Raw genomic sequence first — 26787 nt, 5'->3', positions numbered from 1 at the left:
CGGCCGCGGGTCTCGTTACCCGGGCAGCGCGGAGAGGGCCGCGTCGAGGATGGTGGCGGCCATGGTGGCGAACTTCTCCTCGTCCGGCAGGCTCCTGCCGATGAAGGACACCATGGCCACGTGCCCGCCGCGCTCCTTGATCAGGACCAGCGCCTGTTGGCGCAGGCCGCTTGTCTCGGCCGCGCGCGTCCACAGGAGCGCCGAGTCGGCCGCGTCGTCGGCAACCTCCGGGGCGGTGGACTTGAGCTGCACCGTCTCGGGGACGACACCGCCGGATTCCCCCTCGCTCTGGATGTTGAGCGTCATCCTCCGGCAGTCGCCGAGCATCGCCTCGACCGTCGCGTAGTGGGCGTCGAGGCCGCCGCGGTCGGAGTCGGAGACCGCGGCGACCTCCACGGACCCGGTGGCGTCGACGCCGTCGGCCGCGAAGTCGGTGCGGGCCGAGTCCGGACCCAGCAGCGCCGGGGACCAGTTGAGGGCCTCGACGGGCTCGGCGCAGGTGGAAGGGATGACCACGACCCCCTCCAGCGCGTCCGCCGGCGCCGAGCGCAGCGCCCCGAGGTCCGCCGCGGAGGCCGGGGCGGTGAGCGTGAAGCCGTACCGGCCCGCCTGCGCGATCCCACCGTCAACGGCGGCCTGGACGGCGGTCCCGGCCGCCTCCGGGGACGCCGGCGCCGCCGTCGTGCCCGTGTCGACGCCGGCGTGGGGATCCCCCGCGTCCGGCCCGTCGGGCGCCGAGCAGCCCGCGATGGCGAGCGCGGCCGCCACGGCGACGGCGACGGTCAGCGGCCGGCGCGCGCGGGCCCGTGGCCGGCGGGTCCGGTTCGGGTCAGCGCCCACGGCGGTCAACCTCCCGGTCGCGTTCCTTCAGCTGGGAAAACATCGCGTTGTAGGCCTCCAGTTCGGCGTCGTCGTCGCGGTCGGCCGCGCGGTCCGTGCGTTTTGTTTCGCGGGCGTCGTCCCGGCTCCACGACACCATGACGGCCAGGGCCAGCAGCAGCGTGGGCACCTCGCCGATCCCCCACATGGCCCCGGCGCCGGTCCGCTGGTCCTCGAGCGCGCTGGCGCCCCAGTCCCGGCCCATGTTGCCGAACCAATTGGCCTGCATCAGCGACTCGCTGCTCATGATCGACACGCCGTAGAAGGCGTGGAAGCTCATCGTCGCGAGCAGGATGACCAGGCGCAGCGGGTAGGGCGCCCGGCGCGGCAGCGGATCGGCGCCCACCATGGTCAGGGCGAAGATGTAGCCGGTCAGGAGGAAGTGCAGGTTCATCAGCTCGTGGCCGACGTGCTCGCGCAGCGCGAAGCCGAAGAGGTCCGTGTTGTAGAAGATGATGATCGAGCCGGCGAAGTTGGCGGCGGCGAACAGCGGGTGCGTGACGACCTTCGAGAACCCCGAGTGGATCAGCGTGAGGATCCACTCGCGCGGGCCGCGGGTCCCGTCGCGGCGCGCGGGGATGGCCTTGAGGGCGAGCGTCACGGGCGAGCCGAGCACCAGGAAGAACGGCGCCACCATGGTCAGGGCCATGTGCCCGACCATGTGCATCGAGAACAGCACCATCCCGTACACGGCCGGCGCGCCGGAGGTGATGTAGAACAGCGCGGCCAGGCCGACGAAGAAGGACACCATCCGCAGGACCGGCCAGGCGTCGCCGCGGCGCCGGACGGCGGCGAAGCCCTTGAGGTAGGCCGCGGCGAGGAACACGACGACGGCGAGCCACAGCCAGTCGATGCGCCACACCGTCAGCCAGCTCGACGGGAGCAGCTCCGGTGGGAGATCGTATCCGGTGAGGATGCGCGCCGGCGTGGCCTCCGGCGGAGTCTCCTCCGGCACCGGGGGCGCCGTGCGCGCGAGTGCCGTGGCCACGCCCATCACGGCGGCCATCACGGCCGCCTCGACGCCGACGATGCGCCAGGCGGCCGCGGCGGCGGCCATCCGGCCGGCCTCCAGCTGCGGGATGACCCGGTTCCGGTGGGCCAGGCCGAGCAGGCCGAGCAGCAGGGTCAGGGCCGCCTTGGCCAGCACCAGGCCGCCGTACGGCGTCGCCAGCTGCGCCACCGATTCCATGCGCACGGTGGCGCTGACGACGCCGGAGGCGAAGACCAGGAAGAAGGCGACCGTCGCCAGCGCGGAGAATCGCCGGAGGACGACGCCGGCGAGCACCGGCCGTTCGCCCGGGAACCTGCCGGGCGCGCGGGTCTGCAGCAAGTCGGCGAGACAGGCGAGCACGATGATCCCGCCGACCCACACGCTCACGCCGACCAGGTGCAACAGGATGGCGTTGGTGGCCCCCCAATGGTCGTCGCCGCCCGCGGCGTGGCCGATCAGCGAGACCGGCAGCACGCCAAGGAGGGAGAAGGCGGCCGCGAAGCCCACGCCGCCGGGCGAGCGGACGCCGAAGGCCAGCGACGAGGTGACGGCTGCGATCGCCACCATCCAGCCCCACGCCTGTCCCACGGAGATGTTCAGGACGTAGTCCATCATCGCCGCGGTGTAGGCGGCGTCGCTGCTCAGCGGCAGGCCGGAGATGTCGGAGAACGTGAACACCAGGACGGCCGCCGCCGCCAGCGTCCAGACGATCGCCGATCCGGCGGCGAGGTTCATCGCCCGCGCGAACGCGGGATGCTCGCCGCCGCCGTCGGTGGTGCCGGGCTTCCCGCCCTCGGTGCGGCGGGCCCGCTGCGGCTTGATGGACCGCGGCAGCACCACGGCCGCGAAGACCAGGGCGCCGATGGTGGCCGACATGGCGATGTGGTGGACCGCGACCGCGAACGGCAGGCCCCAGCGGGTCAGCGCGCCCAGGTCGGAGAGCTGCGCGGCGGCCGTGGATCCGGAGAACAAGAGGGCGGCCACGAGCGCGACGACGCCAGCCAGGACCGCGGGCAGCACCAGCAGCGGCCACAGCCCGTCCCGTCCCCCCGCGGGGTCAGGCCGGATCTCGTGGTTCCGAGCTGCCACCTTCTGGTTCACTGCGTCCCTTCCGTCGACACGCTGTCCATTCTCTCACCGCGCCGGGAGATCATCCGAACAGCGCGTCGCCCACGAAACCGCCCTCCGCGCAGCCCGGCGGCACCGCGTAGACGGCTGACCCCACCGGCGTCGTCCACTCGTTCAGCATGTCGGATTCCGCCAGCCGGCGCTGGATGGGGAGGAACTGCCGGTCGATGTCCGCCTGGTACGACGCGAACAGCAGGCCCGAATCCCCCGGCACCCCGCCGGTTCCCACCGACTGGTAGCTGTGCGCGCGCCGGAGGATCACCTCGTCCGGGTGGCGGGGCAGCGACCTCGCGACGTGGCTGTCGGCGGACATCAGCGGCAACCCGTCCGTGTCCGCCGCCGCGGGGTCGGGACGCTCGTGCTCGAGCGTTCCGCCCAGCGGGGCGCCGGTGTCCTGATGGCGGCCGAGCGCGAAGTCCCGCCCCGGTCGGTCCACCTCGTCCCACCGGTCCAGGTCCATGCTGATCCGTCGCAGGACCAGCGAGGTCCCGCCGTCGATCCACGGCGCGAGGCCTTCGCCGCCCCACACCGCCCGCTCGAGCCCGGCCCCGCCGGGGTTCCCGGTCCCGTCCAACTGGCCGAACAGGTTGCGCGCGGTGGCGCCCGGCGCGGCGCTGCCGTAGGCGGTGCGGAAGCCGTCCTGCACCCAGCGCGTTGCCGCGAGGGACCCGGCGTCCTTCAGGAGCGCCCGGCGCGCGTGGGCGAGGGCCAGCGGGTCGTCGGAGCCGACGGCGAGGACCAGGTCGGTCTGTCCGTGCCCGCCGTCGAGGCGGTCGATCGCGAAGGGTTCCAGCGGTCGCAGCCACGGGGGCGAGGATGCCGGGGCCACGGCGCCGAGCAGCCGCGGCCCGAAGCCGAACGTCACCGACAGCCGCGCCGGGGTGCCCGCGAGTTCGGGCTCCGTGTCCGCCAGCGTGCCGCGGCCCGCGGCCAGGCGGGACGCGTCGCCGGACAGCAGGACGAGCAGGCGGCGGGCCGCCTCCCGGGTCTGCGCCCGCGAGCCGGCCGGGCTCAGGTCCAGCCCCAGGTAGCTGATGTGCGCGGTCGGCGCCGTATCGACGCCCGCCTGCCGGCGGCCGTGGAACGGGAGCGTCCGGGCGCCGTTGGATCCTGCCGTATCCACCCCCGCCTCCCCCGGCGCGGAGGGGTTGTCCCCAGAGGACACGGCGGAGCCCGGCGCGCCGGTCCCGGCCGGCGCCGGGGCCGCGTGCGCCGCCGTCGCCCCGGCGTATCCGAGCGTGCCGAAGATGACCGCCCTCCGGTTGGGGCGCGGGCCGGGGCCCGTGTCCCCGCGTCCGCCGCGGTTTTTGCTGCCGATCACGGCTAGCTCCCGCTCCCGCCGGGGTGTGCGCCGGACTGCGTGCCGGAGTGGATGCCGGAGTGAGTGCCGGAGTGCCCCGCGTCCGAGGCCCCGTCGCTGCCGTCTTCCCCGCCGGCCGGTCTGTCCGCACCGGGCGCGTACGATTCGTTGGCCCCCGTGAAGTCCTTGACCAGGAAGTCGACCGCGGAGCTGCTCCCGTCGGCGTACTCCAGCGTGATCCGCAGGCTGTCGCCCGGGGCGAGGGGGTCCGTCAGCCCCATCAGCATGAGGTGCAGGCCTCCGGGCGCCAGCTGGGTCTGCCCGCCGGCCGGCACCGCGATGCCGTCCTCCTTCTCGCGCATCGTCGCGGATCCCGCGGATCCCGCCATCTCGTGCAACTCCACCCGCTCCGCCGCGTCGGCCGACGCCGCCACGAGCACCGCCGCCGTGTCCCCGCTGTTCCGCAGGACCGCGAAGGCGCCCGTCATGCCCCCGTCGACGCTCTTGACCCAGGCGTCGGAGAGCTGGACGGACGAGGCCTGCCGGCCGGAGGACGGCGCCCCGGAAGCCTCGGACGGGGCCGGCGACCCCGGGGCCGGGTTCCCCGCGGCGGAGCTCGCGGCGCCGGCCGGCGCGGAGGTCCCCGCGCAGCCGGACAGCGCCAGCGCACCGGCCACCATGGCGGCCGCCAGCGCGGCGCGCGGCGGGCCGGACCGCCGCGGGCGGAGTCCGGGGCGGTAGCGAATGGCCCGTTCCGACCCTGACGGCTTGCCGCCGGACGGTTCGAGGAGGGGGTTGGGGCTGTTGTTCGGGGTCGGAAGGGTGTGCGAAGGCATGAGGGTGGGTACTCCTGAAGACGAGCCCGGTGGTCCGGGCGGGCGGGACACCGTCGCGGCGGGCACGCCGGCGCATCGGTGGTGTCGCGAAGGGAATGGACCCGCGGGCGTCGGACGCCCGCGGGGGCTCTGGTTGCGGCCGGGCGGCCGGAACTGGCGGGACGGGGCCGGGCCGGCCCCGCGGTGAGGGCTAGCGGGCGATGTCGGCCACCGCGGGGTGGCCGACTACCGGACGGTGACGACTACCGGTCGGTGCCACAACTACCTGTCGGTGCCAACTACCGGTCGCGGCCGCGGACCTTGGCCAGCACGACGGCGGCGGCGGCCACGGTTGCGAGCGACAGCACGATCCACGCCACGGCCGGGGGCACGTCGCCGAACAGGCCGCCACCGGCGGCCGCCGGTGCCGCTTCCGGCGCGGCGGCGGCCGACGCCGGGGCTTCCGCCGAAGCGGGTGCAGAGGCCGTTGCCGAGGTGGCAACGGGAGGCGCGGCCGCACCCGTGCCGCCGTCGGCTGCCGGCGAGCCGCCGTCCGCCGCCGCGCCGGAGCTGGAAGCCGCTCCCGCGGGGCCGGCCGCGACCGTGAACCCGACCGCCGAGCCGTCAGCGGCCCGGCCCTCGATGGGGTGGCCGTCGCTGGAGACGACCCGCCAGACCAGCGTGTACTCGCCGTCCGGCAGCGGTGAGCCGAAGTCGACGTTCAGGACGTCCCGCGAGACGCTGGCCTCGGCGTCGTGCGCCGCACCCGTCTCGTCGGTCAGCACGACCTGGGTGCCGATGGGCTTGAGCTCCCCGCTGAAACGCAGCACCGCCGAATCCGGCGCCACCGTCAGCTCGGATCCCGACGCGGGCGTGGATTCGAGGAGCGCGTCGTGCGCCAGGGCGGACGGCGCCGCGGCGAGGGCCGCCCAGCCCAGAAATGCCGCCGCAAGCGCCGTTAGCAGCGTCCGGGTGGCGGCGGTGGGTCCGGCGTGAAGGATGGCGGCGCGGGGGGCCGCAGCGCGCGCGGTCCGGGCCGGGGCGGCGGTGTGGTGTGCCGGGCGGTGGCGGTTCCGGCCGCCGTGGGGTACGTGGTTTTGCATGAGGATCGTCCTGTCTCCCCGCGGTGCGGGGCCTGCTTCGGCTGTGGGCTAGAAAGCAGGGCGGGACGGCGGTCCGCGGCGGCGCAGCGCGCGCAACGGGATGCCGAGATCCGGCAGACCCGGAATCTGGGCGGCGGGGGGCAGCACGACACGTGCGTGGGCTGGCGCCTGTTTCCACCGCAGGATGGCCACGGGGGTCCCGAGGCCGATGACGTCCAGCAGGGCTCGGACGGCGAGTCCGCCCCGGCGCAGGACCGCGATCGTCAGCAGCGCCGCGGCCGCGTGCGACCACGGCATCCATGTGGCGTGTCCGGCGTCTGCGGCGGATCCCAGGATCGAGGCGGGGTCCACCGTCGACGGGATGCCGTGCGCGGTGTGCCCACCGGCCGTGCCGTCCGTCGCGAGAGCGGCGGACGAGCCCGGATGCGCCAGGAGCCCGAAGACGAGGTGATAGGCGCCCTGGCTGAGCAGGACGGCCGCGGTGGTGCGCGGCAAGGAAAGGTCCCTCCCGGCGAGGGCCGTGCAGACCGCCCCGGACAGGACCAGAACCAGGCCCAGCAGCAGCGGGCCCGGCAGCCCTCCACCGGCGACCGCGTGCGACGCGGCCGCGAGGCCCGTTGCGGCGAGGGCACCCAGCCAGCCGCGCAGGACGCGCAGGCTGCGGTTCTCCACGGACGGTGCTCCTCGGGACTCGGGCCCGACCAGGCGGCCGGCATCCGCCGACGGGGCGGACCGTCTCATTCTACCGCCCGTAGAAGCGTCCGCGGAAGCGGTGGCCGTGCGAGGGTCCGTGCAGGGCCAAGGCCCGGCCGGTCCCGGCACGACAGAAGGCCCCGGTACAGCCGAAGGGCCCGCCCTCCCGTCGGGGGTGGGCGGGCCCTTCGGCAATGCGTCGCGGACTACTTCTTGGCGACGGCGGCCTTCAGCTTGGAGCCGGCGGTCAGCTTGACGGAGTGGCCGGCCGGGATCTGAATGGTGTCGCCGGTCTGCGGGTTGCGGCCGGTACGGGCGGCACGGTCGGTGCGCTCGACGGCGAGCCAGCCCGGGATGGACACCTTCTCGCCCTGGGAAACCTGGGACACGAACACCTCGAACACGGCATCCAGAACGCCGTTCACGGCGACCTGGGAGTTGCCGGTCTTTTCGGCGACGGCTGCAACAAGCTCACTACGGTTCATAGCCAATGTATGTCCTCCTGGACTCATTTTCCCCGGCCGAAATCCGGCCGGGCGCCCCGCGGTTGCGGGGACTTCTCTGAAGGAAACTACCAGCCATGGCGCCCTGACACGCCCGGCTGGGCGGTGTTTGCGCCGATTATTTTGGTTTTTCCGCGGAATTTCGGGGTTTTTGGGCCGCTGCGGCCGTTTCGGGGCGTGCCCGGGTCCGGTCGCGCGGATTGCTAGGCTGGCCCGGTGTTCCACCACGATGCCGCCCCCAGCCGCCCCCGCGCCGTCGTGCTCGGCGGCACCGGACTCATCGGACGCGCCGTTGGCGCGCGCCTGCTCGACGGCGGGTGGAGCGTGGACCTCGTCGGCCGGGACGTTCGGCGTTTCCCGCCGGGACTCCGTGCGCGAGGCGCGCGCTTCGTCGCAGCCGACCGCGCGGACCCCGCCGCGTTGGGGCGCGCGCTCGGCACGGGGGCCGATCTGGTGGTGGATGCGCTGGCCTACACGGGACGGCACGCGCGCACGCTGCTGCCCTTCCTCGGCGACGTCGCCCACACGGTGATGATCTCGGCGAAGGCCGTGTACGTCGACGCGGCCGGCAACCACCTCAACTCGGCGACCCCGCCGCGCTTCGACGCGCCGATCCGCGAGGACCAGCCCACGGTGGCGCCCGGTGACATGGACCACGAGTCGCGCGAGGGCTACGGTCCGAACAAGGTGGCCGCCGAACGGGTCTTCCTGGACAGCGGGAGGCCCGTGACGGTGCTGCGGCCGTCCAAGGTCCACGGGGTCGGGTCGCCGAACCCCCGCGAATGGGTGTTCGTGCGGCGGGCCTTGGACGCGCGGCCGGCCGTGTTCCTGTCCGGCGGCGGACGCGGGCGGGACCAGGGAACGGCCGCGGCCAACCTCGCCGAGCTGGTCTTCGCCGTGGCGTCCCGGCCGGGCGCCCGGATCCTGAACATCGCGGACCCGGACGCCCCGACGGCGTTGGAGATCTCACGCATCGTGGCCACGCTCACGGGGCACCCCCGCGACGAGGTCCTGCTCGACGACACCCGCGTCAACGGAATTCGGCCCGACGGCCAAGCCGAGCCGACGCTGGGGCGGCACCCGTGGGAGGCGGGGCACGGGATCCTGCTGGACACGGCGGCGGCCCGGTCGTTCGGCTACCGGCCGGTCGGGGACTATGCGGCGACCGTGGCGGCCCCCGTCGCCTGGCTCGAGGGGCTGGCCCGCGCCCGGGGGACGACGGAGGGGCTGTTCGACGGCGGGTACTTCACCCCGTACTTCGACTACGCCGCCGAGGACGCGTACCTGCGGCGCGCACGCGGCGCCTAGCCGGACGAGATTCCGGGCGTGCGGGGGACCCTCCATGCCGGGGACCTTCCGTGCGTGCGGGGGACCCTCCATGCCGGGGACCTTCCATGCGTGCGGCCGGGACGGGCCCCCTTGCCGCCGCCCGGGCGGCGTCCCTAGGCTGGTGGCACCGCGACGGCAGCCGGCACCGGCGTCGCGCGGGCCACGAAACGACGGGAGGGCGGCGCCATGGAACCGCAACGAGGCGAGAACCCGCGGCTGCGCGCGGCGCGCTACCGGGAGGCGGCCGGGACCGATCCGGACTCCCCCGCCGCGGGTCCCGCCGATGCTGCAACCGGCGATGCGGCGGCCGGCGGCCCGCGGCCCCCGGCGGCGTCGGGGATCGGCCTGCCCGAGGCGGTGGCCCCCACCGGCAGCGTGGGCCGGCGCCTGCTCCCGACGGACGAGGTGTACGAGGTCTCGAACAAGGTGATCGACGCGGCCATGGCCCGCGGGGACTTCGACAACCTGGCCTACGCCGGCAAGCCGCTCCCGGACCTGGGCGGCACCGACGATCCCGACTGGTGGGTCAAGGGCCTCATCCAGCGCGAGAAGCTCACCGGGCTGGGCCCTCCGGCGCTGCTGTTGCGCCGTGAGGACGCCGAGCTCGACGCGCGGATGGACCGCCTGCACTCGGAGCGGGCCGTGCGCGCGGCGCTCGAGGACTTCAATGCCCGAATCGTCGAGGCCCGCCGCCAGCTCCTGGGCGGCCCTCCCGTGGTCACGCCCGTGCGGGACATCGACGCGGAGCTGCGGCGCTGGCGGGAACGCCGCTCGGTAGCCCCCGCCGCCGAGGATCCGCGGGATGGCGGGCCGACGTCGTCCTGGTGGAACCGGTGGCGGAACCGAAGACGCGCCCGGGACGGGGGCGCACGGACCGCCCGGGAACCTTGAAGTCCGAGAACCCTTAAAAAGGGGAAGGCCCCTCCCGAGGGAGGGGCCTTCTGCTCGCTGGTGGTTACCAGGAAGACTTCGTGATGCCCGGAAGCTCGCCACGGTGGGCCATGTCGCGGAAGCGAATGCGGGAGATCCCGAACTTCTGGAACGTGCCGCGCGGGCGGCCGTCGATGGCGTCGCGGTTGCGCAGGCGCACCGGCGAGGCGTTGCGGGGCAGCTTCTGCAGGCCCAGGCGGGCCTCTTCGCGTGCCTCGTCGGTCGCGTTCTCGTCGACCAGGGTCTTCTTCAGCTCGAGGCGCTTCGCGGCGTAGCGCTCCACGACGACCTTGCGCTGCTCGTTGCGAGCAATCTTGGACTTCTTTGCCATGTGTTTAGCGCTCCTCTCGGAATTCGACGTGCTTGCGGATGACCGGGTCGTACTTCTTCAGGACCATGCGGTCCGGATCGTTACGGCGGTTCTTCCGCGTCACGTAGGTGAATCCCGTGCCGGCGGTGGACTTGAGCTTGATGATGGGACGTACGTCCTGTGCCTTTGCCACTAGAGCTTCACACCCTTCGCGAGCAGGTCCGCGACGACGCTCTCGATGCCGCGCACGTCGATGGTCTTGATGCCACGGACGGACAGGGTCAGCGTGACGTTACGGCGCAGGGACGGAACCCAGTAGCGCTTCTTCTGGATGTTGGGGTCGAACCGACGCTTGTTGCGGCGGTGCGAGTGGGAGATGCTGTGTCCGAAGTTCGGAACTGCACCGGTCACCTGGCAAACAGCTGCCATGATCACTCCTCAGTAGTAGTAAAAATTGACGGTACTCGTGACAGATACAGCGCGGTCTTGCTGCCTCTGAATCTGCGTTAGAGTCCCGTCACCAGTTGTGACACCGTTTATTACTGCGAACCTTTGAAGGTAACCAGGTTGGGTGAGAACCAACCGAAGCGCCTCGCCGCGCGAAAGTACGGTGAACTCCGGCGCCGGTCGAGCATTTTTCCCTACTCGGTTGGCACCGACATTCTTGGAAATACGGGTAAACATGCGCTTCCTCGCCGTGCGCCCGGGGGCACATGGCGGAGGCCACGCATGACTTAACGCCTTACCATCTTAGGCCGGGCGTGGCCCGTACGCCAAACCGCGGCCCTGACGAGGGACGCGGGTCCCCGCGGCGGGGCGCCGCGCGGCGGCGGGCTGCTCCCGCGCGGGGCGGCGCTCGGAGACCCGCGGGGCGGCGGGTCCGCTACTCGCGGAAGATCCAGTGCTCCGGGTCGAGCCCGGAGATGACCTTGCGTCCGATCCGGGCGAGGTCCTCGACGTCCCCCTCGGAGAGCCCGTCGAAGATGATCCTCCGCACGGATTCGACGTGCTGCGGGGCCAGGTCCACCAGCATGGCGCGGCCGTCCCCGGTCAGGTGAGCCATGGTGACGCGCGCGTCGGCCGCGCTCTGCGTGCGCTCCACCCAGCCGCGGCCCTCCAGCTTCTTCACGACGTGGCTCAGGCGCGAGAGCGAGGCGTTGGTCCGCGCGGCGAGCTCGCTCATCGGCAGCATTCCGCCGTCGCTCTCGGAGAGCATCGCGAGGACGTTGTAGTCGAACAGCGTGATCCTGGCCTGCTTGTGCAACTCGCTGTCCAGCCGGCTCGGCAGCTGCACGGACACGGCCAGGAGGGCGAGCCACGCGTCGCGCTCCGCGCGCGAGAGCCAGCGGGTGTCGGTCATGATCTCTATCTTGGCACAGCGGTGGACGACGGCGGGGCGGCGGGACGCGGCACCCGCGGCCGCCACCTACCGGGCATCGAGTGCCTTCTGCCGCCGGTAGGACAGGACCTGTCCCACGATCACGACGAGCAGCGCCAGGATGAACATCGCGGACCCGATGACGTTGGCCTGGGCCGGGATGCCGCGCGTCGCGGCGACGTAGATGAACTTCGGGAACGTGTCGAAGTTCCCGGAGTTGAAGTTGGTGATGATGAAGTCGTCGAAGCTGATGGCGAAGGACAGCAGGGCCGCCGCGACGATCCCGGGCAGCAGCAGCGGGAACGTCACCTTCCAGAACGTGGCCATCGGCGAGGCGTACAGGTCCGCGGCGGCCTCCTCGAGACGCGGGTCCAGCGAGGACACCCGGGCCCGCACCGTCACCACCACGAAGGCCATGCAGAACACCGTGTGCGCGATGATGACGCTCCAGAAGCCGAGGTTCCAGCCGAGGTTGAGGAACTGCGCGAGCAGCGAGGCCCCGAGGACGACCTCCGGCGTGGCCAGCGGCAGGATGATCAGCAGGTCGGCGGTGTTGCGGAACCGGAACTTGTAGCGGACCAGGCCCAGCGCGATGCACGTGCCGAGGACCGTGGCGATCACGGTCGCCACGGCGCCGACCCGCAGCGAGTTGCCGAGCGACTCGCAGATCTGCGGCGCCCCGCAGGGGTCGGCCCAGTTGGCGAGGGTGAAGCCGCGCCAGGTGAGGTTGGTGCGTCCGGCGTCGTTGAAGGAGAAGGCGAAGATGTACGCGATCGGGACCAGGAGGTAGACGAAGGCGATGCCGCCGAGGACCGGGATGATCCAGCGGCCGAGTCTGCTTTTCATGCCACGCCCCTAGAAGAGTTCCTTGGTGCCGAAGCGCCGGATGTAGATCAGGACCAGGATGAGGATCGCGACCATGAGGATGAAGCTCAGCGCCGAGGCGCCCGGGTAGTCGACCACCCGGAAGAACCGCGAGTCGATGACTTGGCCGATCATCGTCGTGTCGCGGTTGTTCCCGAGCAGCGCGGCGTTGACGAAGTCGCCCGACGCCGGGATGAACGTCAGCAAGGTGCCCGCGAAGACGCCCGGGGCGGACAGCGGCAGCGTCACCTTGCGGAAGGTGGTCCACGGGCTGGCGTACAGGTCGCCCGAGGCCTCCAGCAGGCGGATGTCCAGGCGTTCCAGGCTGGCGTAGATGGGCAGCGTCATGAACGGAAGGAAGTTGTAGGTCAGACCGCAGACCACGGCGAAGGCGGTGGCCGTCAGCCGCCCGTCCGGGGGCAGGATCGACACCGCGCGCAGCACCTCGACGACCACGCCCTCGTCGGCCAGGATCTGCTTCCACGCCTGCGTGCGCAGGATGAAGCTCGAGAAGAACGGGGCGATCAGCAGCACCAGCAGGATCCCGGAGAGCAGGCGGCGGTTCCGCAGGCGGACGGCCACCAGGTACGCCATCGGATAGCCGATGAGCAGCGCGGCGACCGTGGCGATGCCCGCGAAGACGAAGGAGCGCAGCAGCGCCTCCCAGTACGCGGAGATCACCGTGACGTAGTTGCCGAACTCCAGGGCCGGGACGAATTCGCCGACCTCCGCCCCGGGCGGCCTCGCGTAGAGCGACATCGCGAGCAGCACCACCACGGGGGCCGCGAAGAACAGCAGCAGGAAGACGAACCCGGGCAGGATCAGGAACATCCCGACCCGTCCGCGCCGCTTGTCGCTGGCGACCTCCTCGGCGCTGCGCCCGTCGTCGGACGGCGGCTTGGCGCTCCGGCCGGTCGGCGGATCGGCGACGGCGGTCATACGGCGTCGGTCCCCTCGGCCGGCTCCTCGTCGCCGGGCAGGCCGAACGAGAACTCCGGCTCCCACAGCAGGCGCACCCGCTCCCCCGGGGCGGCGGGCCGCTGCCCGAGGTTCTGCGAGAACGTTCCGACCATCCCGACGCCGGGGACGTCGACGATGTACTCCGTGATGATGCCCGTGAAGGACGCGTCGACCACGCGCCCGACGAGCTGGTTGGCGGTCGGCGAATACGCCGCGTCGTCGATGTCGAGGATGCGCATCTTCTCCGGACGGACGCCGACGACCGCGGATCCCGCGTGCGCGGCCGACCGGGACTTCGGCAGCACCACGCGGACGCCGGAGACGTCCACCGCCACGGCGTCGCCCAGGTCCTCGGTGATGGGGCCCCGCATCAGGTTGGACTTGCCGAGGAAGTTCGCGACGAACGCCGTGCGCGGAAGCTCGTACAGTTCCCGGGGGTCGCCCATCTGCTCGACGCGGCCCTTGTTCATCACCGCGACCGTGTCGGCCATCGTCATGGCCTCCTCCTGGTCGTGCGTCACGTGGATGAACGTCAGTCCGACGTCGGTCTGGATCGCCTTGAGCTCGACTTGCATCTGCCGGCGCAGCTTCATGTCCAGGGCGCCCAGCGGTTCGTCCAGCAGGAGGACCGCCGGCCGGTTCACCAGGGCCCGCGCCAGCGCGACGCGCTGCTGCTGGCCGCCGGAGAGCTGGACGGGCTTGCGCGCGGCCAGGTGCCCGAGCTCCACCATCTCCAGGGCCTCCTTCGCCATGGCGTCGGGATTGCGGACGCGGCGGCGCTTGAGGCCGAAGGACACGTTGTCCAGGATCGACATGTGCGGGAACAGCGCGTACGACTGGAACACGGTGTTGACCTCGCGCTGGTGCGACGGCAGCGACGTCACGTCGCGTCCGCCGATCGAGATCGTGCCGGAGGACGGCTGTTCCAGGCCCGCGACCATGCGCAGGGTCGTCGTCTTGCCGCAGCCGGAGGGGCCGAGGAGCGCGAAGAACGACCCCGCGGGAATGGTCAGCGACAGGTCGTCGACGGCGACGAAGTCGGAGAACCGCTTCGTCACGTGCGACAGGACCAGATCCTGCCCGCTGTTGTCGCCGGTCTGCGCGACCTCCTGCACCTGTTGCACCATGGCTCAGACCCCGATGGCGGACTGGAAGCGGGACCCGTAGTCGGACTCCTCCTCCGCGGACAGGGAGCGGAAGACGTGGGCCTGGGCCAGGTCCTCCTCGGTCGGGAAGATCAGCGGGTTGTCCACGAGATCCGGGTCGATCTTCTCCATGGCCTCCTGGGCGCCGACGACCGGACAGATGAAGTTCACGTAGGCGGCGACGAGCGCGGCGATCTCCGGATCGTAGTAGTAGTCCATGAGCGTCTCGGCGTTCCGCTTGTGCGGCGAGGCGATGGGAACCATCATGTTGTCGCTCCACAGGGTGCCGCCGGCCTCGGGGATGACGAACTCCCACTTGTCGTCGTTTTCGAAGTTCAGCTGGGTGATGTCGCCGGACCAGCAGATCACGGCCAGCGCGTCGCCGGAGACGAGGTCCTCCTTGTAGGAGTTGCCCTTGACCTGGCGGATCTGGCCCGAGGCGATCTGCCGCTCCAGCACCTCGAGCGCGGCGTCGAACTCCTCCGACCCCCACTGGCCCGCGATGTCGACGCCGTTCTCCATCATCAGGAGCCCGATCGTGTCGCGCATTTCGTCGAGGACCTCGACGCGCCCCTTCAGCTCCGGCTTCCAGAGGTCCGACACGGACCGCAGCCCGCCGGGGACCTGCTCCTTGTTCCAGGCGATCCCGGCGAAGCCGGACTGCCAGGTGAGCGAGTTCTGCCGGCCTGGGTCGAAGTCCACCTCCTGGAGCGAAGGCAGGAGGTTCTTGATGTTGGGGATGTTCGCGTGGTCGAGCGGCTGCGTGAAGCCCTGCCGGATCACCCGGCCCGCCATCCAGTCCGTCAGGGTGATGATGTCCTGGCCGATGTCCTGACCGGCGGCGAGCTGGCCCTGGACCTTGCCGTAGTAGGTGTCGTTGCCGTCGATGTCCTCGGAGTAGTTCGCCTGGATGCCGGTCTTCTCCGTGAACGCCTCGAGGCTCGGGTACGTCTTCGTGGCGTCGTCGTAGTCCAGGTAGAGGGTCCAGTTGGCCCAGTTGACCACCTTGGAGGTGTCCGACAGGTCCTCGACGGCCGCCGGGGCGGTCGAGCCGCCGCCCCCGGTGCCCCCTCCGCCGGTGCCACACGCCGCCAGCAGGCCGGCCAGACCGAGCCCCCCGGCGCCGGCAATGAGCTTCCGGCGGCTGAGCTGCGCCTGGACCAGGGCCCTGAGGGCCGGATCGTTGAGCCGCTCACGGTGCTGACGCGGTGCCATGCGGGTCTCCCTCGTAGATGGTCCGTCCGGGTGCGGCGGCGGACCGTGCGATTGGTAAAGCCTTGTCAAGGATCATGGCAGGGCACGGAATCCGTGACAATAGGCGACGTTGTAAATTTTGGGTTTCGGAACGAATTCCGTCGCGACATTCACCCTTTCGCAACTGATTCTTTGGGGCTACGCTCGTGTCCACCAGCTTTTCCCCATCCATCCCACCGAGCCGCAGGGAGGGCGCGACCAGTGCCACAACCGACTCCGCACGCGGGCAACGGGTTCGCCATGGACGACACCTCAAAGGCGATCATCGAGCAGCTGCAGCAGGACGGCCGCCGCTCCTACGCCTCCATCGGCAAGGCCGTGGGCCTCAGCGAGGCCGCCGTGCGCCAGCGGGTGCAGAAGCTCGTCGACGCCCGCGTCATGCAGGTCGTGGCGGTGACGGACCCGCTGCAGCTGGGCTTCACCCGGCAGGCGATGATCGGCATCCGCTCCGACGGCGACATGGTCGCCACGGCGGACCTGGTCGCCGCCCTGGAGGCCGTGGACTATTGCCTGGTCGTCGCCGGCTCCTTCGACATCATGGCGGAGGTGGTCTGCGCCAGCGACGACGACCTCCTCCACATCATCAACGAGATCCGCAACATCGACGGGGTCAGGGAAACGGAAACGTTCCTCTACCTCTCCCTCCGCAAGCAGGAATACAACTGGGGTACACGATGACCGAAACCAGCACCACGTCCAGCAGCACCACGCCGCGCGGCTCGGACCGTCAGCAGGCGGCCCGCGACCACCTGTGGATGCACATGGCCCGGCACGCGCCGCTCGTCGGCGGCGGCACGGTTCCCGTGATCACGCACGGCCAGGGGCACATGATCTACGACGACCGGGGCAAGGGCTACATCGACGGCCTGTCCGGACTCTTCGTGGTCCAGGCCGGCCACGGCCGCGCGGAGCTGGCCGAGGCCGCCGCGAAGCAGGCGGAGAAGCTCGCGTTCATGCCGCTGTGGTCCTACGCCCACGAACCCGCGATCGACCTCGCCGAACGGTTGGCGCACTACGCCCCGGGCGACCTGAACCGGGTTTTCTTCACCACCGGCGGCGGCGAGGCCGTCGAGTCGGCCTGGAAGCTCGCCAAGCAGTACTTCAAGCTCATGGGCAAACCGGGCAAGACGAAGGCGATCTCCCGAGCCGTCGCCTACCACGGGACGCCGCAGGGAGCCCTGTCCATCACGTCCATCCCCGACATGAAGACCCCCTTCGAGCCGCTGGTGCCCGGCACGTTCCGCGTCCCGAACACCAACTTCTACCGGGCGCCGGAGCAGTTCGCCGACAACGAGAAGGACTTCGGCCTGTGGGCGGCCGAGCGCATCCGCGAGGCGATCGAGTTCGAGGGCCCGGACACGGTCGCGGCGGTCTTCCTCGAACCGGTGCAGAACTCTGGCGGCTGCTTCCCGCCGCCCCCCGGCTACTTCCAGCGGGTGCGCGAGATCTGCGACGAGTACGACGTCCTGCTCGTCAGCGACGAGGTGATCTGCGCCTTCGGCCGGATTGGCTCGATGTTCGCCTGCGAGGACCTCGGCTACGTCCCGGACATCATCACCTGCGCGAAGGGCCTGACCTCGGGCTACTCCCCCATCGGCGCGATGGTCGCCTCCGACCGGCTTTTCGAGCCGTTCCGCCACGGCGACACGACGTTCTACCACGGCTACACCTTCGGCGGCCATCCCGTCTCGGCCGCCGTCGCGATGGCGAACCTGGACATCATGGAGCGCGAGGGCCTGAACCAGAACGTCAAGGACAACTCGCCGGCGTTCCGCGCCACGCTGGAGAAGCTGCTGGACCTGCCGATTGTCGGCGACGTCCGCGGCGAGGGGTACTTCTTCGGCATCGAGCTCGTGAAGGACAAGGCGACGAAGGAGACGTTCAACGACGACGAGTCCGAACGCCTGCTGCGCGGCTTCCTCTCCACGGCGCTGTTCGAGGCAGGCCTGTACTGCCGCGCGGACGACCGCGGGGACCCGGTGGTGCAGCTGGCGCCACCGCTGACCACCGGGCAGAAGGAGTTCGACGAGATCGAGTCCATCCTGCGCTCCGTCCTGATCGAGGGCCTGGACCACCTGTAGGGCGACGGGCGCGCAAGGCGGTGCCCGGGCCCGGAGGCGGCTCCGCGGTGGGCACGCCCGGCGCCGCGGTGTCCGGCATGTTGCCGCGGCGACCCCGCGGCCTGCGGGCGCCCGTCGCCCGCGCGAACCCCGCGGCGCCAACGCCCTTGGTGTCGCGGGAGGCAGGGTCTAGGCTGAACCGCAACTCGGGGCTCCGGCCCACGGACGTCCCGCCGCGAGGGGGTACGCCATGAGCACAGACCAGCGCCCAGCCGATCCGGGATCGGATGCACCAGCGCCGGACGCACCGCCGCCGAACACACGAGCTGCGAACACAGCGCCGAGGGACTCGGCCACGGCGGACTCCAGCGGCGCCCGCGCTGCCCGCGAGCTGGCGGAGGCCGCGCGCGAGGCCGACTGGTCGCGGCCGAGCTTCGCGAAGGGCCTCTATCTGGGCCGGTTCGACTGGCGGCTCGTCCACCCGCACCCCGTTCCGGACGCTGCGCTGGCCGCGCGCGGCGCCGACTTCATGGAGCGGCTGGCCGCGGCGGCCCGCGGATTCGACGGCGGCCTGATCGAGCGCGAGGCCCGCATCCCCGACGAGTACATCCGGACGCTCGCCCGCATCGGGGCCTTCGGGATGAAGATCCCGCGCGAGTACGGGGGGCTCGGCCTCACCCTAGCCGACTACGGCCGGGCCCTGATGCTGCTCGGATCCGTCAGCCCCAGCCTGGGTGCCCTGCTCTCGGCCCACCAGTCCATCGGCGTGCCCGAGCCGGTACGGATGTTCGGGACCGAGGAACAGAGGCGCGAGTTCCTGCCGCGCTGCGCGGCGGGCGCCATCTCCGCTTTCCTGCTCACCGAGAACGACGTCGGCTCGGACCCCGCCCGCATGGGCACCACCGCGGTGCCCACCGAGGACGGCGAGTCGTACGTCATCGACGGGGCGAAGCTGTGGACGACCAACGGGGTGGTCGCCGAGCTCCTCGTGGTCCTGGCGGCCGTCCCGGCGCGCCGCCTGCCCGACGGGACGGAGTCGCGGGGCGGGATCACCGCGTTCGTGGTGGAGGCCTCCTCGGCCGGCCTGGTGGTGGAGAACCGCAACGCGTTCATGGGGCTGCGCGGGATCGAGAACGGCGTGACGCGTTTCCGCGGCGTCCGGGTCCCGGCCGCGAACCGCCTGGGACGGGAGGGCCAGGGCATGCGGATCGCGCTGAGTACGCTGAACACCGGCAGGCTCTCGCTCCCCGCCATCTGCGCCGGGGGCGGGAAGTGGGCGCTGAAGATCGCCCGCGAGTGGTCCGGGGAGCGCGTGCAGTGGGGACGGCCGATCGGCGGGCACGAGGCGGTGTCCCAGAAAATCGCGTTCATCGCGGCCACGACGTTCGCGCTCGAGTCCGTCTTCGAGCTGACGGCCGCCCTGGCGGACGCCGGAATGAAGGACGTGCGCATCGAGGCGGCCCTCGCGAAGCTCTTCTGCTCGGAGATGGCGTGCCGGGTGGCCGACGAGCTGGTGCAGATCCGCGGCGGCCGCGGCTACGAGACCGCCGACTCGCTGCGGGACCGCGGGGAGCGGGCGGTGCCCGCGGAGCAGCTCCTGCGGGACCTGCGGATCAACAGGATCTTCGAGGGGTCCTCGGAGATCATGCGCCTGCTCATCGCCCGCGAGGCCGTGGACGCTCACCTCAAGGCCGCCGGAGACCTGGCCAGCCCCGAGGCGGACCTCCCCGCGAAGCTGCGGGCCGCCGCCGGCGCGTCGGGCTTCTACGCCCGCTGGCTCCCCCGGCTGGCCGCCGGACCCGGCGCCGTCCCGACGTCGTACCGGGAGCTCGGCGCCCTCGCGCGGCACGTGCGGTACGTGGAGCGCACCTCCCGGCGGCTGGCGCGGCACACGTTCGCCGGGATGGCGCGCTGGCAGTCCACCCTGGAAGGCCGGCAGGTGTTCTTGGGCCGCGTGGTGGACATCGGCGCGGAACTGTTCGCGATGTCCGCGTGCGTGTCCCGCGCCGAGCTGATCGGCGGCTCCGATCCGGAGCGCGCGCGGGCCGCCCGGGAGTTGGCCGACGCGTTCTGCCGGCAGTCCCGGCTCCGGGTCGAGGAGCTCTTCGATCTCCTCTGGAAGAACACGGACGACGGCGACCGCCGCCTTTCCCGCCGCGTCCTGGAGGGCCGCTACGCCTGGCTGGAGGAGGGCGTCCTGGACCCGTCCGAGGGCACCGGCCCCTGGATTGCCGGCTGGTCGCGCGAGGATTCCGGCCTCCCCGACCGGCGCCGTCCCTACGCCTGACCCGGTGCCGGTCGGCTAGAGGCCGGTGATGCCCTTGACGACCATGACGGCGCCGATCACGGCGAGCACGATGGCGATGACGAGGTCGTAGCGGCGCACGAGCCAGGCCCGGACCGGCTCCAGCACGGCCTGCACGCGCGCGCCGACGAAGAGGTAGGCCACCACGGGCACCACCACGGTGACCGTGGCAAGCGCCGCGTAGACGAGCACGGCGGCGGCGAGCGACGCGGGCGGCAGCGTGGCGCTGCCGATCACGACACCTGCCGCGATGCCGAAGAACAGTTCCTTCGGATTGGCGACGGTCACCCCGAACCCCGTTCCGAGGGCCTTCGCCGGGGACATGCCGTCCAGGGCAAGCATCCAGTTCGGGGTTTTGGGCTCGGCGGTTCCCGTCGGCCGCGCGCGGAACTTGGAGAACGCCAGCAGGACGAACGCGGCGCCGAGAACGAGGCGGATGACCGAGCCCGTGCGGGTCCCCTCGTCGCCCCGGGTGACCAGTTCGGACAGGGCCGCCACCGCAGCGACCGTGGCCAGGACCCCGAGGATGCGACCCGCGGCGAAGCCGATGCTCCGGCCCCGGCCGTTCGGGGACAGGACCATGAGGAGCACCGCGATCAGCGGGAGCGGACTGGCCGCCAGTCCCAGGGCCTGCGGAACCAGCTCCGCGACGAGTTCAAGCACTCGGCGCCATCCCACCGTCGGGCCCGCCGTGGTTGCCCGGCCTCCGGTCTCTCATGGCACGACGATACCTTCAGGCGGGGACTGTCGACAGGGGGCGGCGGCGGCGCACCGACCACCCCGCGGGTGTGGAAACCGACGGCGGTCCCCGCGGGCGCTCCCGCGGTGGGGACGGAACCGGACAGGAACCGGGACTACCGCGGGCTACATGTACTCGGCCCGCGTCGTCTGGGAGAGGGCTTCCAGGGCAGCGGCGACGGTATTGAAGACGCCTTCCGGCGCACCACCGGTCGCGCGGGCGGTGAACCGCCCGTCGTCCCGGCCCAGGATTTCGCCGACCACGCGCAGACCTCGCGAGTCCAACACCGTGTAGGTCGACACCGTGTAGGTCGACGCCTCGCCCGGGCTACCGCGTAGTCCGTTCAGCCGCACCGGCCGCAGATCCAACATCGGCCACCGCGCAGCCAGCTCGGCCGGCTCCGCGGTCAGCGACGGCTGAAGGGTTGGGGCGGCGGGATCCGGCACCGTATGCGGGGGTTCGTGGAGATCGGCGCCCAACGGGAAGTCCTTGTCGATCGGCGGGCCGTGCTGTCCATGCACGACTCGGCTGGGACCCCGGCCGTTGGCTGAACCGAAGTCACGCCAGCCTAGGAACGGTTGACCGCCTCGTCAAGGCCGGCCTGCGGCTCCCCGTCCGGTCCGGCCACGCGCCGCGTTCCCGCCGAAGGGTCCGCACGCGCCGTCCGCGACCGGGCCTGTTCCTGAGATCTTCGCACCAGTAATCTGAGCCTGCCCGCTTCCCCGCGGAAGCGGGAGCCGCCGTGTCGTGGTGCGAGGCATGCGCGCGGGCGGCGCTCCGCTGAAGAAGCCCGGCGGGGCGCCTCTCCCGCGCATCCGGTAGCGCGAGGAGCGTTCACCGCTGTCGCGGACCAGATGGTCGTCAAGGTGCCCGACGTCGACGCCGAACGCCGGCGGCGTCACCCTCCGTCGATACCGGCGAGGACGATGATCATGGCCCGTCCCCGTCCAGTTTGGCGACGCTTCGGTGCTGAACAGCCATCGTCCGTACCAGGGCCCTGCGCTGTTGCGGAGCTGTCGTCGAGAGCGAACCCTGCGTGAGATGGGTAGCTTCTGGACTGCAGCTGATGCGCCCCTGCATGTTGTTCGTCGCCCACCAGGTCGACCGGCCCCGCCGACGGAGGTCGTACGGCTTTTCTGCCACGTTTTCTATTCCTTTCGTTCGTCGCGAATCATCGAAGCCACGGTCGCTGCCCCTAGTTGTCCTCCTGCTCGTCGGTCCCTTCGTCGACTTCCTGCTCGTCGTCGTCCTGCCCGTCCTCCTGCTCTTCTTCCTGACCTCCATCAGGGTCGTCGTCATGGTTTTCGGTGTTTTCCCGTTCTTCCACTCCCGGTACGTGTGGCAGCTGTGTGTCGTCGCATCCGGTGATCGACAGGGCCCCGATGACGAGGAATCCGGAACTAAGGAGCAGTGCTGTACGAGATGTGATGGTGTATTCCTTTCGTCGTGCTGACGGTGGTGCTGGTTGTGCTGCTAGCGCTGTCCGCTGCCTGGGGAGTGGGCGAAGATTGCCAGGAGCTCGCCGATCTCTTTCTGGGACGTTGTCGGGTGGCGGAAGTGCTGGTGAGGGTCGATGGTGTAGCGGGTACGCCGGCCTTCACGGAAACGGTGGAGGTACCCCGAGTCCTCGAGGTCCTTGAGGATCTGCAGTGTCGCCCGGGGGGTGATACCCACCGTCGCGGCAATGTCCTCAACCAGCGGGTTCGGGGTGGTCGCTATCACCAGCAGCACATGACCGTGATTGGTGAGGAACGTCCACTGATGCGGAGCTATCCGCGGGGGTGCGGTATCCGAGTCGGACGTTCTGGAACTGCGGTTGCTGGGTCCTGCCTGCATCGGCGGTCCTTTCCATAAGTGGGCATCGTTTCTGGTCCGAGACAGTCGCCTGCAAGCGCCCGATATGGGATCAGTGGCTCGGTGCATCCCGACGGTCGCCATCAGAGGAACGATCGTCTCCTGCGCGGTCACCTGTCACTATCGGACCCGCCGCAGGATCTTCCGCTGGACGTCCTGCGGATGAGGTGTCGGCTGTCCCACCGTCCGTGGTAGCTCCCTTGCGGGTCCACTTCCACACAGGCTGCAGGGCTGCCATTTCGACCTCGTCGACCGTGCGGAAGGGCGGTTCCACGGGTGCCGGCGGTTCGTGACGTTCCTGACCGCGGGTCTTGATGAGGCTGGCAGCGATCGAGATGGTGAGGATGGTGGTGATGACGGCGAGGGAGATCGGCGTAGGGATGTAGACGACGTCGATCTTCAGGGCCATCTTGATGCCCACCCAGATCAGGACCAGGGCGAGCCCGACCTTCAGGTACACGAAGCGGTGAATGAGGTCCGCGAGGAGGAAGTACATGGCGCGCAGGCCCAGGATCGCGAAGGCGTTGGCGGTGAAGACGAGGAACACCTCGTCGGTGACGGCAAAGATCGCGGGAATGGAATCGACGGCGAAGACGATGTCGGTGACTTCCACGAGGACGAGGACGGCCAGCAGGGGTGTGGCGAGGAGGACCCCGTTTTTCCGGATGAGGAACCGCTGGCCGTGAAATGCGTCGGTCATGGGTACATGGCGGCGGAACAGCTTGAGGGCCCGGGACTTCGATGGGTCGATGTGCTCGTTGCGCTGAACGAGCATCCGGTACCCGGTGAAGAGCAGGAACGCAGCGAACAGGTACAGTACCCAGCCGGCGCTGGCGATGATCGCTGAGCCCGCGGCAATGAAGATGGCCCGAAAGACCAAGGCGCCCAGGACGCCGAAAAACAGGACCCGGTGCTGGTACTCCCGTGGAACCGCGAAGAACGTGAAGATGATGGCCCACACGAAAACGTTGTCGACGGCCAGGGATTTCTCGATGAGGTACCCGGCGAAGTACTGCTGCCCGAATTCGACGCCCCAGAACCGCCAGACGATCGCGCCGAAGGCGACGCCGAAGAACACCCAGACTGCCGACCACGCTGCAGCTTCGCGGACGCTGATGACATGGGCTTTGCGGTGAGCAACGAGATCGACGATGAGCATCACGAGGATGAAGCCGACGACGGCGAACCACACCCAGAGGGGGACGTTCAAGGGGTACCTACTTCCAGTCAGTATCGAACCAACTGGAGGTCTCTCCCGGCCAAAAAGAGGCCCTGCCCGCCGGAGAGTACAGGGACTCTCGTAATGACGACAGACTGGTTTGGGGATACTCCCCTCCACATGGCAACCAGTGAACCACAGTTCACCTGTTGAAGGAAGAGGTTCATGTGCCTCCGCGCCGAGAGCGCCACCAATGGGTGCCATCCAGGTGACCGAGCGGTCAACCACGAGCACTCCTCTTCCGGTTACCGCGGCTGTGCTTGAGTTGCAAGCTCGCGAGTTCGAGGCGCAGCCTGACGCGGACGGCACTTCTGGGCAGTCGCCCGATCGCCTGCGCGCCCTTGCGGCTGGGGCAGCGTTGTGCGTGGGATCAGGTTGCACCTGCCGCAGCGTCATGTGGTCTGCTCGAAGCACGTCCCGTCCCGCTCCGAGAGGTCCGGCATGCACCCGTTCCCCACCCCGCCCCGTCAGGTCCCGATCGGCGACGCCGCGGCGTTCGTCGGCATCACTCCCCGGGCGATCCGCCACTACCACCAGGTCGGCCTGCTCCCCGAGCGCGAGCGGGGCAGCGACGGCCGCCGCCGGTACGGCCACGCGGAGATCATTCGGTTGCTCTGGATCCGCCGCATGGCCGACGCCGGGATCGCCCTCGACGACATCCGCGACGCCTTCGACGGCGCCGCACCAGGCGGCGCCGACGGCGAGGACGAGGTCGCAGGCGTCCTCGCGCGGCTGGACGACACCCTCGCCGCGCAGGAGGCCGAGCTGCGATGGAAGCGGGCCTCGGTGCAGCGCATGCGGAACCTCGGCAGTCGGCTGGGACTCCTCGACGATCTTGTCTCCGGCCGCCTCGAGGGCGCGCCCGAGGGCTCGCTGCGCCAAGACGACCTGGACGTCCTGCTGGTCACCGAGCGGATCCTTGGTCCGCTCGGCGCCGCCGTCCAGGCCGGCCGCTTCCTCGCCCTGGCCGCCGATCCGACACTGCGAGCGGAGTCCGACCGCGTCGACGCCGCCGAGGAGGCCCTGGACCACACGGTCGCCGTCGACGACCCCCGGGTGGCGCAGGTGGCGGCCGAGCGACACGCCTTCGAGACCGCGCTGATGCGCGTCATCGAGGAGTCCGGTCAGCTGCAGGAGGACGATGCTCTCTTCGACGCCTGGGACGAGCTGCACCCACCCGAGGACGCCGACGCGGCGCCCAGCCCCAACCCGGCAGAGGACTCCCACGCCAAGAGCGCGGCGGCGACCATCCGGAGGATGCCCTACGACTTCTCCCCGGCCCGCCTGCGCTGCATGGAGCTCGCAGTGCAACTCGGCGCGTCGGCGGCACCGGCGCCCTAAGTACGGCCTGCCGCCTCGACGAGGTCCGCGCCAGACTCACCGCGGGCTCGGCGGAGTCAGTCGCATCACTTCATGACGTACTCCTCCAGGAAGTTCACGACCTCGGCTCGGGCCGCTTGCCCGGCGAGGGTGCCCCAGATCATGTCGAAGCGGTGTTGAGCCCCGTCGATCAGTACCAGATGGTGGTCGACGCCGGCATCGTTCAGTGCGGCGGCCAGCTGTTCGCTCTGACGGGACCATGCCGTCGTGTGTGCCGTGAAGGAGAAGGATCTGCGGTGACGATGCCGACACTTGGGCGATCGGCGACAGGTCTGCATACAGCTCTGGTTCCTGAGCTCAGCCGTCGACCGCCGCCTAGAACATTCCCCGGTGGCCGATCCGATACGGACGTTGGCCGGCCATCAAGTGCTGCGGAAACCACGCCATCTACCGCTGCGATTCACAAGCACGCGGAGCTGCGCGAACGGATTAAGTCGGCGCTTGTCGCCCTCGTGTGTTCGCATCAGCTACCAGGTTCCGCTAAAGACCACGCCAAGAACTTTTTCAAGTCGAGGACGACAGTTGTCCGGTTGACGATCGTCTTGCGGGACAACTGAAGCGGCCACAAATCGCTGCGGAACCCACGCCATTAAGCGCTACAGCTCACAGGCATGACCGAGGAACGCAGTCTTGCAACCGGCGGGTTGCAAGACAACCCGTCGAGACACTTCGGACTCCTTGGGAAACCAATGGACCGACTGTCTTGCTGCCATGTACCGCAAGCCAGTACCCGGATTCGGGTACGCAACCACTGTTGCGAGACAGTATTAAGGCAGGACATGGGCAAGCTCATCGGATACGCCCGGGTCTCCACCCGGACCCAGGACACCGACCGCCAAACCGTGGACCTGCTTGCCGCCGGCGTCCGCCGCGACGACCTCTACGTCGACCACGGCATCAGCGGATCCCGCGCCAGCCGCCCCGCCTTCGACCGGGCCCTCGACGCACTCCACGGGGGCGACACCCTCATCGTCACCACCCTGGACCGGCTCGGCCGCTCCACCGCGAACATGCTCACCCTCGCCGAGCAACTCCGGCACCGCGGCATCAACCTCCGGGTCCTGAACCTCGGCGGCGGGGACGTGGACACCGGCACCCCCATGGGCGGCATGCTCTTCACCATCACCGCCGCCCTGGCCCAGATGGAGCTGGAGATCAAACGCGAACGCATCACCGACTCCGTCGCCAAGCGCCGCGCCGCCGGCCACGACCTCGGCGGCCGCCGCCCCGCCTACACCGACAGCCAGATCGCCAACGCCCGCCGCCTCATCGACACCGGCCAACCCGCCACCCACGTCGCCCGCGACCTCGGCATGTCCAGGGCGACCCTGTACCGCAGGATCGCGGACCTCGACGCCAAGGACTGGATCAGAACCCAATAGGCCGGCAGTAGCTGCATCGCCGACACTAGCCAATGACAGGCATCACCTGCGCCTGGAGGGAACGACCGGCATGTCGGTCTGGTGGCTCCAGCACGCGGACCCCCAAATGCGCGTCCTCATGGACCCCGACGGACCCTTTGCGCTGTCCGAGGACGAGAACAAGCGCGGAGGTCCGCTGCCCTACGCAGAACCACCACGCGGCCTGTTTTCGGATGGCCGCGTCGGCGGACCCTGATCCCGCAAGGCGCCCGGGACACCGGCGGGGT

29 protein-coding genes are annotated in these 26787 nt (G+C 70.6%); 8 read left to right on the top strand and 21 right to left on the bottom strand.

Features of this window, described 5'->3' with window-relative positions; translation table 11 throughout:
- Positions 1-15 precede the first annotated feature (15 nt).
- The 7 genes from ACETWP_RS09040 to ACETWP_RS09010 all read right to left on the bottom strand — a co-directional run bounded on the left by ACETWP_RS09040 (position 16) and on the right by ACETWP_RS09010 (position 7400).
- Positions 16-840: a hypothetical protein gene (locus ACETWP_RS09040; RefSeq protein WP_373971906.1), complete on the bottom strand. Its 825-nt coding sequence runs from the start codon at positions 838-840 to the stop codon at positions 16-18.
- Complete coding sequence (locus tag ACETWP_RS09035; RefSeq protein ID WP_373971905.1) at positions 830-2971, bottom strand: bifunctional copper resistance protein CopD/cytochrome c oxidase assembly protein; 2142 nt, start codon at positions 2969-2971, stop codon at positions 830-832. The genes ACETWP_RS09040 and ACETWP_RS09035 overlap by 11 nt, the downstream gene beginning before the upstream one ends.
- A gap of 49 nt (positions 2972-3020) precedes the next feature.
- Positions 3021-4319, bottom strand: coding sequence for a Dyp-type peroxidase (locus ACETWP_RS09030; protein WP_373971904.1), 1299 nt, complete (start codon positions 4317-4319; stop codon positions 3021-3023).
- A gap of 2 nt (positions 4320-4321) precedes the next feature.
- Positions 4322-5134 (bottom strand): copper chaperone PCu(A)C, encoded by an 813-nt coding sequence (locus ACETWP_RS09025; protein ID WP_373971903.1) that lies wholly within the window; start codon positions 5132-5134, stop codon positions 4322-4324.
- A gap of 278 nt (positions 5135-5412) precedes the next feature.
- Positions 5413-6216 carry a copper resistance CopC family protein gene (locus tag ACETWP_RS09020; RefSeq protein ID WP_373971902.1) on the bottom strand — a complete coding sequence of 268 codons (804 nt, stop codon included), beginning with the start codon at positions 6214-6216 and terminating at the stop codon, positions 5413-5415.
- Between the two features lie 48 nt (positions 6217-6264).
- Positions 6265-6888 (bottom strand): hypothetical protein, encoded by a 624-nt coding sequence (locus tag ACETWP_RS09015; RefSeq protein ID WP_373971901.1) that lies wholly within the window; start codon positions 6886-6888, stop codon positions 6265-6267.
- A 227-nt stretch (positions 6889-7115) separates the two neighbouring features.
- Complete coding sequence (locus ACETWP_RS09010) at positions 7116-7400, bottom strand: HU family DNA-binding protein (protein WP_373971900.1); 285 nt, start codon at positions 7398-7400, stop codon at positions 7116-7118.
- 228 nt (positions 7401-7628) lie between these two features.
- Between ACETWP_RS09010 and ACETWP_RS09005 the strand changes: the two genes are divergently transcribed.
- Together ACETWP_RS09005 and ACETWP_RS09000 are read left to right on the top strand one after the other, a co-directional pair.
- Complete coding sequence (locus ACETWP_RS09005) at positions 7629-8720, top strand: NAD-dependent epimerase/dehydratase family protein (protein ID WP_373971899.1); 1092 nt, start codon at positions 7629-7631, stop codon at positions 8718-8720.
- Positions 8721-8927: 207 nt separating this feature from the next.
- Positions 8928-9632 carry a DnaJ family domain-containing protein gene (locus ACETWP_RS09000; RefSeq protein ID WP_373971898.1) on the top strand — a complete coding sequence of 235 codons (705 nt, stop codon included), beginning with the start codon at positions 8928-8930 and terminating at the stop codon, positions 9630-9632.
- A 64-nt stretch (positions 9633-9696) separates the two neighbouring features.
- On the opposite strand, the gene rpsN is transcribed toward ACETWP_RS09000, so the two are convergent.
- The 8 genes from rpsN to ACETWP_RS08960 all read right to left on the bottom strand — a co-directional run bounded on the left by rpsN (position 9697) and on the right by ACETWP_RS08960 (position 15543).
- Positions 9697-10002: a 30S ribosomal protein S14 gene (gene rpsN, locus ACETWP_RS08995; protein ID WP_373971897.1), complete on the bottom strand. Its 306-nt coding sequence runs from the start codon at positions 10000-10002 to the stop codon at positions 9697-9699.
- Positions 10003-10006: 4 nt separating this feature from the next.
- Positions 10007-10174, bottom strand: coding sequence for a 50S ribosomal protein L33 (gene rpmG / locus ACETWP_RS08990; RefSeq protein WP_373971896.1), 168 nt, complete (start codon positions 10172-10174; stop codon positions 10007-10009).
- A complete protein-coding gene (gene rpmB / locus ACETWP_RS08985; protein ID WP_373971895.1) occupies positions 10174-10410 on the bottom strand; it encodes a 50S ribosomal protein L28 in 237 nt (78 codons plus the stop codon). The genes rpmG and rpmB overlap by 1 nt, the downstream gene beginning before the upstream one ends.
- A 454-nt stretch (positions 10411-10864) precedes the next feature.
- Positions 10865-11341: a MarR family winged helix-turn-helix transcriptional regulator gene (locus tag ACETWP_RS08980; protein WP_373971894.1), complete on the bottom strand. Its 477-nt coding sequence runs from the start codon at positions 11339-11341 to the stop codon at positions 10865-10867.
- A gap of 66 nt (positions 11342-11407) precedes the next feature.
- On the bottom strand, positions 11408-12205 hold the full coding sequence (locus ACETWP_RS08975) for an ABC transporter permease (RefSeq protein ID WP_373971893.1): 798 nt from the start codon (positions 12203-12205) through the stop codon (positions 11408-11410).
- A 9-nt stretch (positions 12206-12214) separates the two neighbouring features.
- A complete protein-coding gene (locus ACETWP_RS08970) occupies positions 12215-13162 on the bottom strand; it encodes an ABC transporter permease (RefSeq protein WP_373971892.1) in 948 nt (315 codons plus the stop codon).
- Positions 13159-14310, bottom strand: a complete 1152-nt coding sequence (locus tag ACETWP_RS08965; RefSeq protein ID WP_373971891.1) for an ABC transporter ATP-binding protein — start codon at positions 14308-14310, stop codon at positions 13159-13161. The genes ACETWP_RS08970 and ACETWP_RS08965 overlap by 4 nt, the downstream gene beginning before the upstream one ends.
- Positions 14311-14313: 3 nt before the next feature.
- Positions 14314-15543, bottom strand: coding sequence for a polyamine ABC transporter substrate-binding protein (locus tag ACETWP_RS08960; protein ID WP_373971890.1), 1230 nt, complete (start codon positions 15541-15543; stop codon positions 14314-14316).
- A 279-nt stretch (positions 15544-15822) separates the two neighbouring features.
- On the opposite strand from ACETWP_RS08960, the gene ACETWP_RS08955 reads away from it, so the two are divergent.
- The 3 genes from ACETWP_RS08955 (at position 15823) to ACETWP_RS08945 (ending at position 19929) form a co-directional block, all read left to right on the top strand.
- Positions 15823-16260 carry an Lrp/AsnC family transcriptional regulator gene (locus ACETWP_RS08955; protein WP_373971889.1) on the top strand — a complete coding sequence of 146 codons (438 nt, stop codon included), beginning with the start codon at positions 15823-15825 and terminating at the stop codon, positions 16258-16260.
- Positions 16257-17663, top strand: coding sequence for an aspartate aminotransferase family protein (locus ACETWP_RS08950; RefSeq protein WP_373971888.1), 1407 nt, complete (start codon positions 16257-16259; stop codon positions 17661-17663). The genes ACETWP_RS08955 and ACETWP_RS08950 overlap by 4 nt, the downstream gene beginning before the upstream one ends.
- A 229-nt stretch (positions 17664-17892) precedes the next feature.
- Positions 17893-19929, top strand: a complete 2037-nt coding sequence (locus ACETWP_RS08945; RefSeq protein WP_373971887.1) for an acyl-CoA dehydrogenase family protein — start codon at positions 17893-17895, stop codon at positions 19927-19929.
- 15 nt (positions 19930-19944) lie between these two features.
- Here ACETWP_RS08945 and ACETWP_RS08940 read toward each other — a convergent pair whose 3' ends face one another.
- From ACETWP_RS08940 to ACETWP_RS08920, 5 genes are all read right to left on the bottom strand, one after another.
- The gene (locus ACETWP_RS08940; protein ID WP_373971886.1) at positions 19945-20610 is read right to left on the bottom strand and encodes a GAP family protein; all 666 of its coding nucleotides are present in this window, start codon (positions 20608-20610) and stop codon (positions 19945-19947) included.
- Positions 20611-20811: 201 nt separating this feature from the next.
- Positions 20812-21165, bottom strand: coding sequence for a hypothetical protein (locus ACETWP_RS08935; RefSeq protein WP_373971885.1), 354 nt, complete (start codon positions 21163-21165; stop codon positions 20812-20814).
- A 716-nt stretch (positions 21166-21881) separates the two neighbouring features.
- Positions 21882-22013 (bottom strand): hypothetical protein, encoded by a 132-nt coding sequence (locus ACETWP_RS08930; RefSeq protein ID WP_373971884.1) that lies wholly within the window; start codon positions 22011-22013, stop codon positions 21882-21884.
- Between the two features lie 146 nt (positions 22014-22159).
- A complete protein-coding gene (locus ACETWP_RS08925) occupies positions 22160-22417 on the bottom strand; it encodes a winged helix-turn-helix domain-containing protein (RefSeq protein ID WP_373971883.1) in 258 nt (85 codons plus the stop codon).
- A 175-nt stretch (positions 22418-22592) separates the two neighbouring features.
- Positions 22593-23750, bottom strand: a complete 1158-nt coding sequence (locus tag ACETWP_RS08920) for a TerC family protein (protein WP_373971882.1) — start codon at positions 23748-23750, stop codon at positions 22593-22595.
- A 450-nt stretch (positions 23751-24200) separates the two neighbouring features.
- Between ACETWP_RS08920 and ACETWP_RS08915 the strand changes: the two genes are divergently transcribed.
- Entirely contained in the window at positions 24201-25100 is a 900-nt protein-coding gene (locus tag ACETWP_RS08915; protein WP_373971881.1) for a helix-turn-helix domain-containing protein, read from the top strand.
- Positions 25101-25165: 65 nt separating this feature from the next.
- Here the strand turns inward: ACETWP_RS08915 and ACETWP_RS08910 are convergent, their stop codons facing one another.
- Positions 25166-25417 (bottom strand): alpha/beta hydrolase, encoded by a 252-nt coding sequence (locus ACETWP_RS08910; protein WP_373971880.1) that lies wholly within the window; start codon positions 25415-25417, stop codon positions 25166-25168.
- Positions 25418-25918: 501 nt separating this feature from the next.
- Between ACETWP_RS08910 and ACETWP_RS08905 the strand changes: the two genes are divergently transcribed.
- Positions 25919-26521, top strand: a complete 603-nt coding sequence (locus ACETWP_RS08905) for a recombinase family protein (protein ID WP_373971879.1) — start codon at positions 25919-25921, stop codon at positions 26519-26521.
- 46 nt (positions 26522-26567) lie between these two features.
- The gene (locus tag ACETWP_RS08900) at positions 26568-26756 is read left to right on the top strand and encodes a DUF4913 domain-containing protein (protein ID WP_373972061.1); all 189 of its coding nucleotides are present in this window, start codon (positions 26568-26570) and stop codon (positions 26754-26756) included.
- Positions 26757-26787: the final 31 nt, after the last annotated feature.

The sequence above is a fragment of the Arthrobacter halodurans genome, assembly GCF_041877255.1.
GTDB classification, from domain to species: Bacteria; Actinomycetota; Actinomycetes; order Actinomycetales; family Micrococcaceae; genus Arthrobacter_N; species Arthrobacter_N halodurans.
Note: the sequence above shows the minus strand (reverse complement) of the source record. Positions and strands in the feature narration are given on the sequence as shown.

Coding starts and splice junctions, on each gene's coding strand:
- ACETWP_RS09025 (WP_373971903.1), bottom strand. CDS start 5,134: ATGCCTTCGCACACCCTTCCGACCCCGAACAACAGCCCCAACCCCCTC.
- ACETWP_RS09020 (WP_373971902.1), bottom strand. CDS start 6,216: ATGCAAAACCACGTACCCCACGGCGGCCGGAACCGCCACCGCCCGGCA.
- ACETWP_RS09000 (WP_373971898.1), top strand. CDS start 8,928: ATGGAACCGCAACGAGGCGAGAACCCGCGGCTGCGCGCGGCGCGCTAC.
- rpsN (WP_373971897.1), bottom strand. CDS start 10,002: ATGGCAAAGAAGTCCAAGATTGCTCGCAACGAGCAGCGCAAGGTCGTC.
- rpmB (WP_373971895.1), bottom strand. CDS start 10,410: ATGGCAGCTGTTTGCCAGGTGACCGGTGCAGTTCCGAACTTCGGACAC.
- ACETWP_RS08980 (WP_373971894.1), bottom strand. CDS start 11,341: ATGACCGACACCCGCTGGCTCTCGCGCGCGGAGCGCGACGCGTGGCTC.
- ACETWP_RS08975 (WP_373971893.1), bottom strand. CDS start 12,205: ATGAAAAGCAGACTCGGCCGCTGGATCATCCCGGTCCTCGGCGGCATC.
- ACETWP_RS08970 (WP_373971892.1), bottom strand. CDS start 13,162: ATGACCGCCGTCGCCGATCCGCCGACCGGCCGGAGCGCCAAGCCGCCG.
- ACETWP_RS08965 (WP_373971891.1), bottom strand. CDS start 14,310: ATGGTGCAACAGGTGCAGGAGGTCGCGCAGACCGGCGACAACAGCGGG.
- ACETWP_RS08960 (WP_373971890.1), bottom strand. CDS start 15,543: ATGGCACCGCGTCAGCACCGTGAGCGGCTCAACGATCCGGCCCTCAGG.
- ACETWP_RS08955 (WP_373971889.1), top strand. CDS start 15,823: ATGGACGACACCTCAAAGGCGATCATCGAGCAGCTGCAGCAGGACGGC.
- ACETWP_RS08950 (WP_373971888.1), top strand. CDS start 16,257: ATGACCGAAACCAGCACCACGTCCAGCAGCACCACGCCGCGCGGCTCG.
- ACETWP_RS08945 (WP_373971887.1), top strand. CDS start 17,893: ATGAGCACAGACCAGCGCCCAGCCGATCCGGGATCGGATGCACCAGCG.
- ACETWP_RS08915 (WP_373971881.1), top strand. CDS start 24,201: ATGCACCCGTTCCCCACCCCGCCCCGTCAGGTCCCGATCGGCGACGCC.
- ACETWP_RS08910 (WP_373971880.1), bottom strand. CDS start 25,417: ATGCAGACCTGTCGCCGATCGCCCAAGTGTCGGCATCGTCACCGCAGA.
- ACETWP_RS08905 (WP_373971879.1), top strand. CDS start 25,919: ATGGGCAAGCTCATCGGATACGCCCGGGTCTCCACCCGGACCCAGGAC.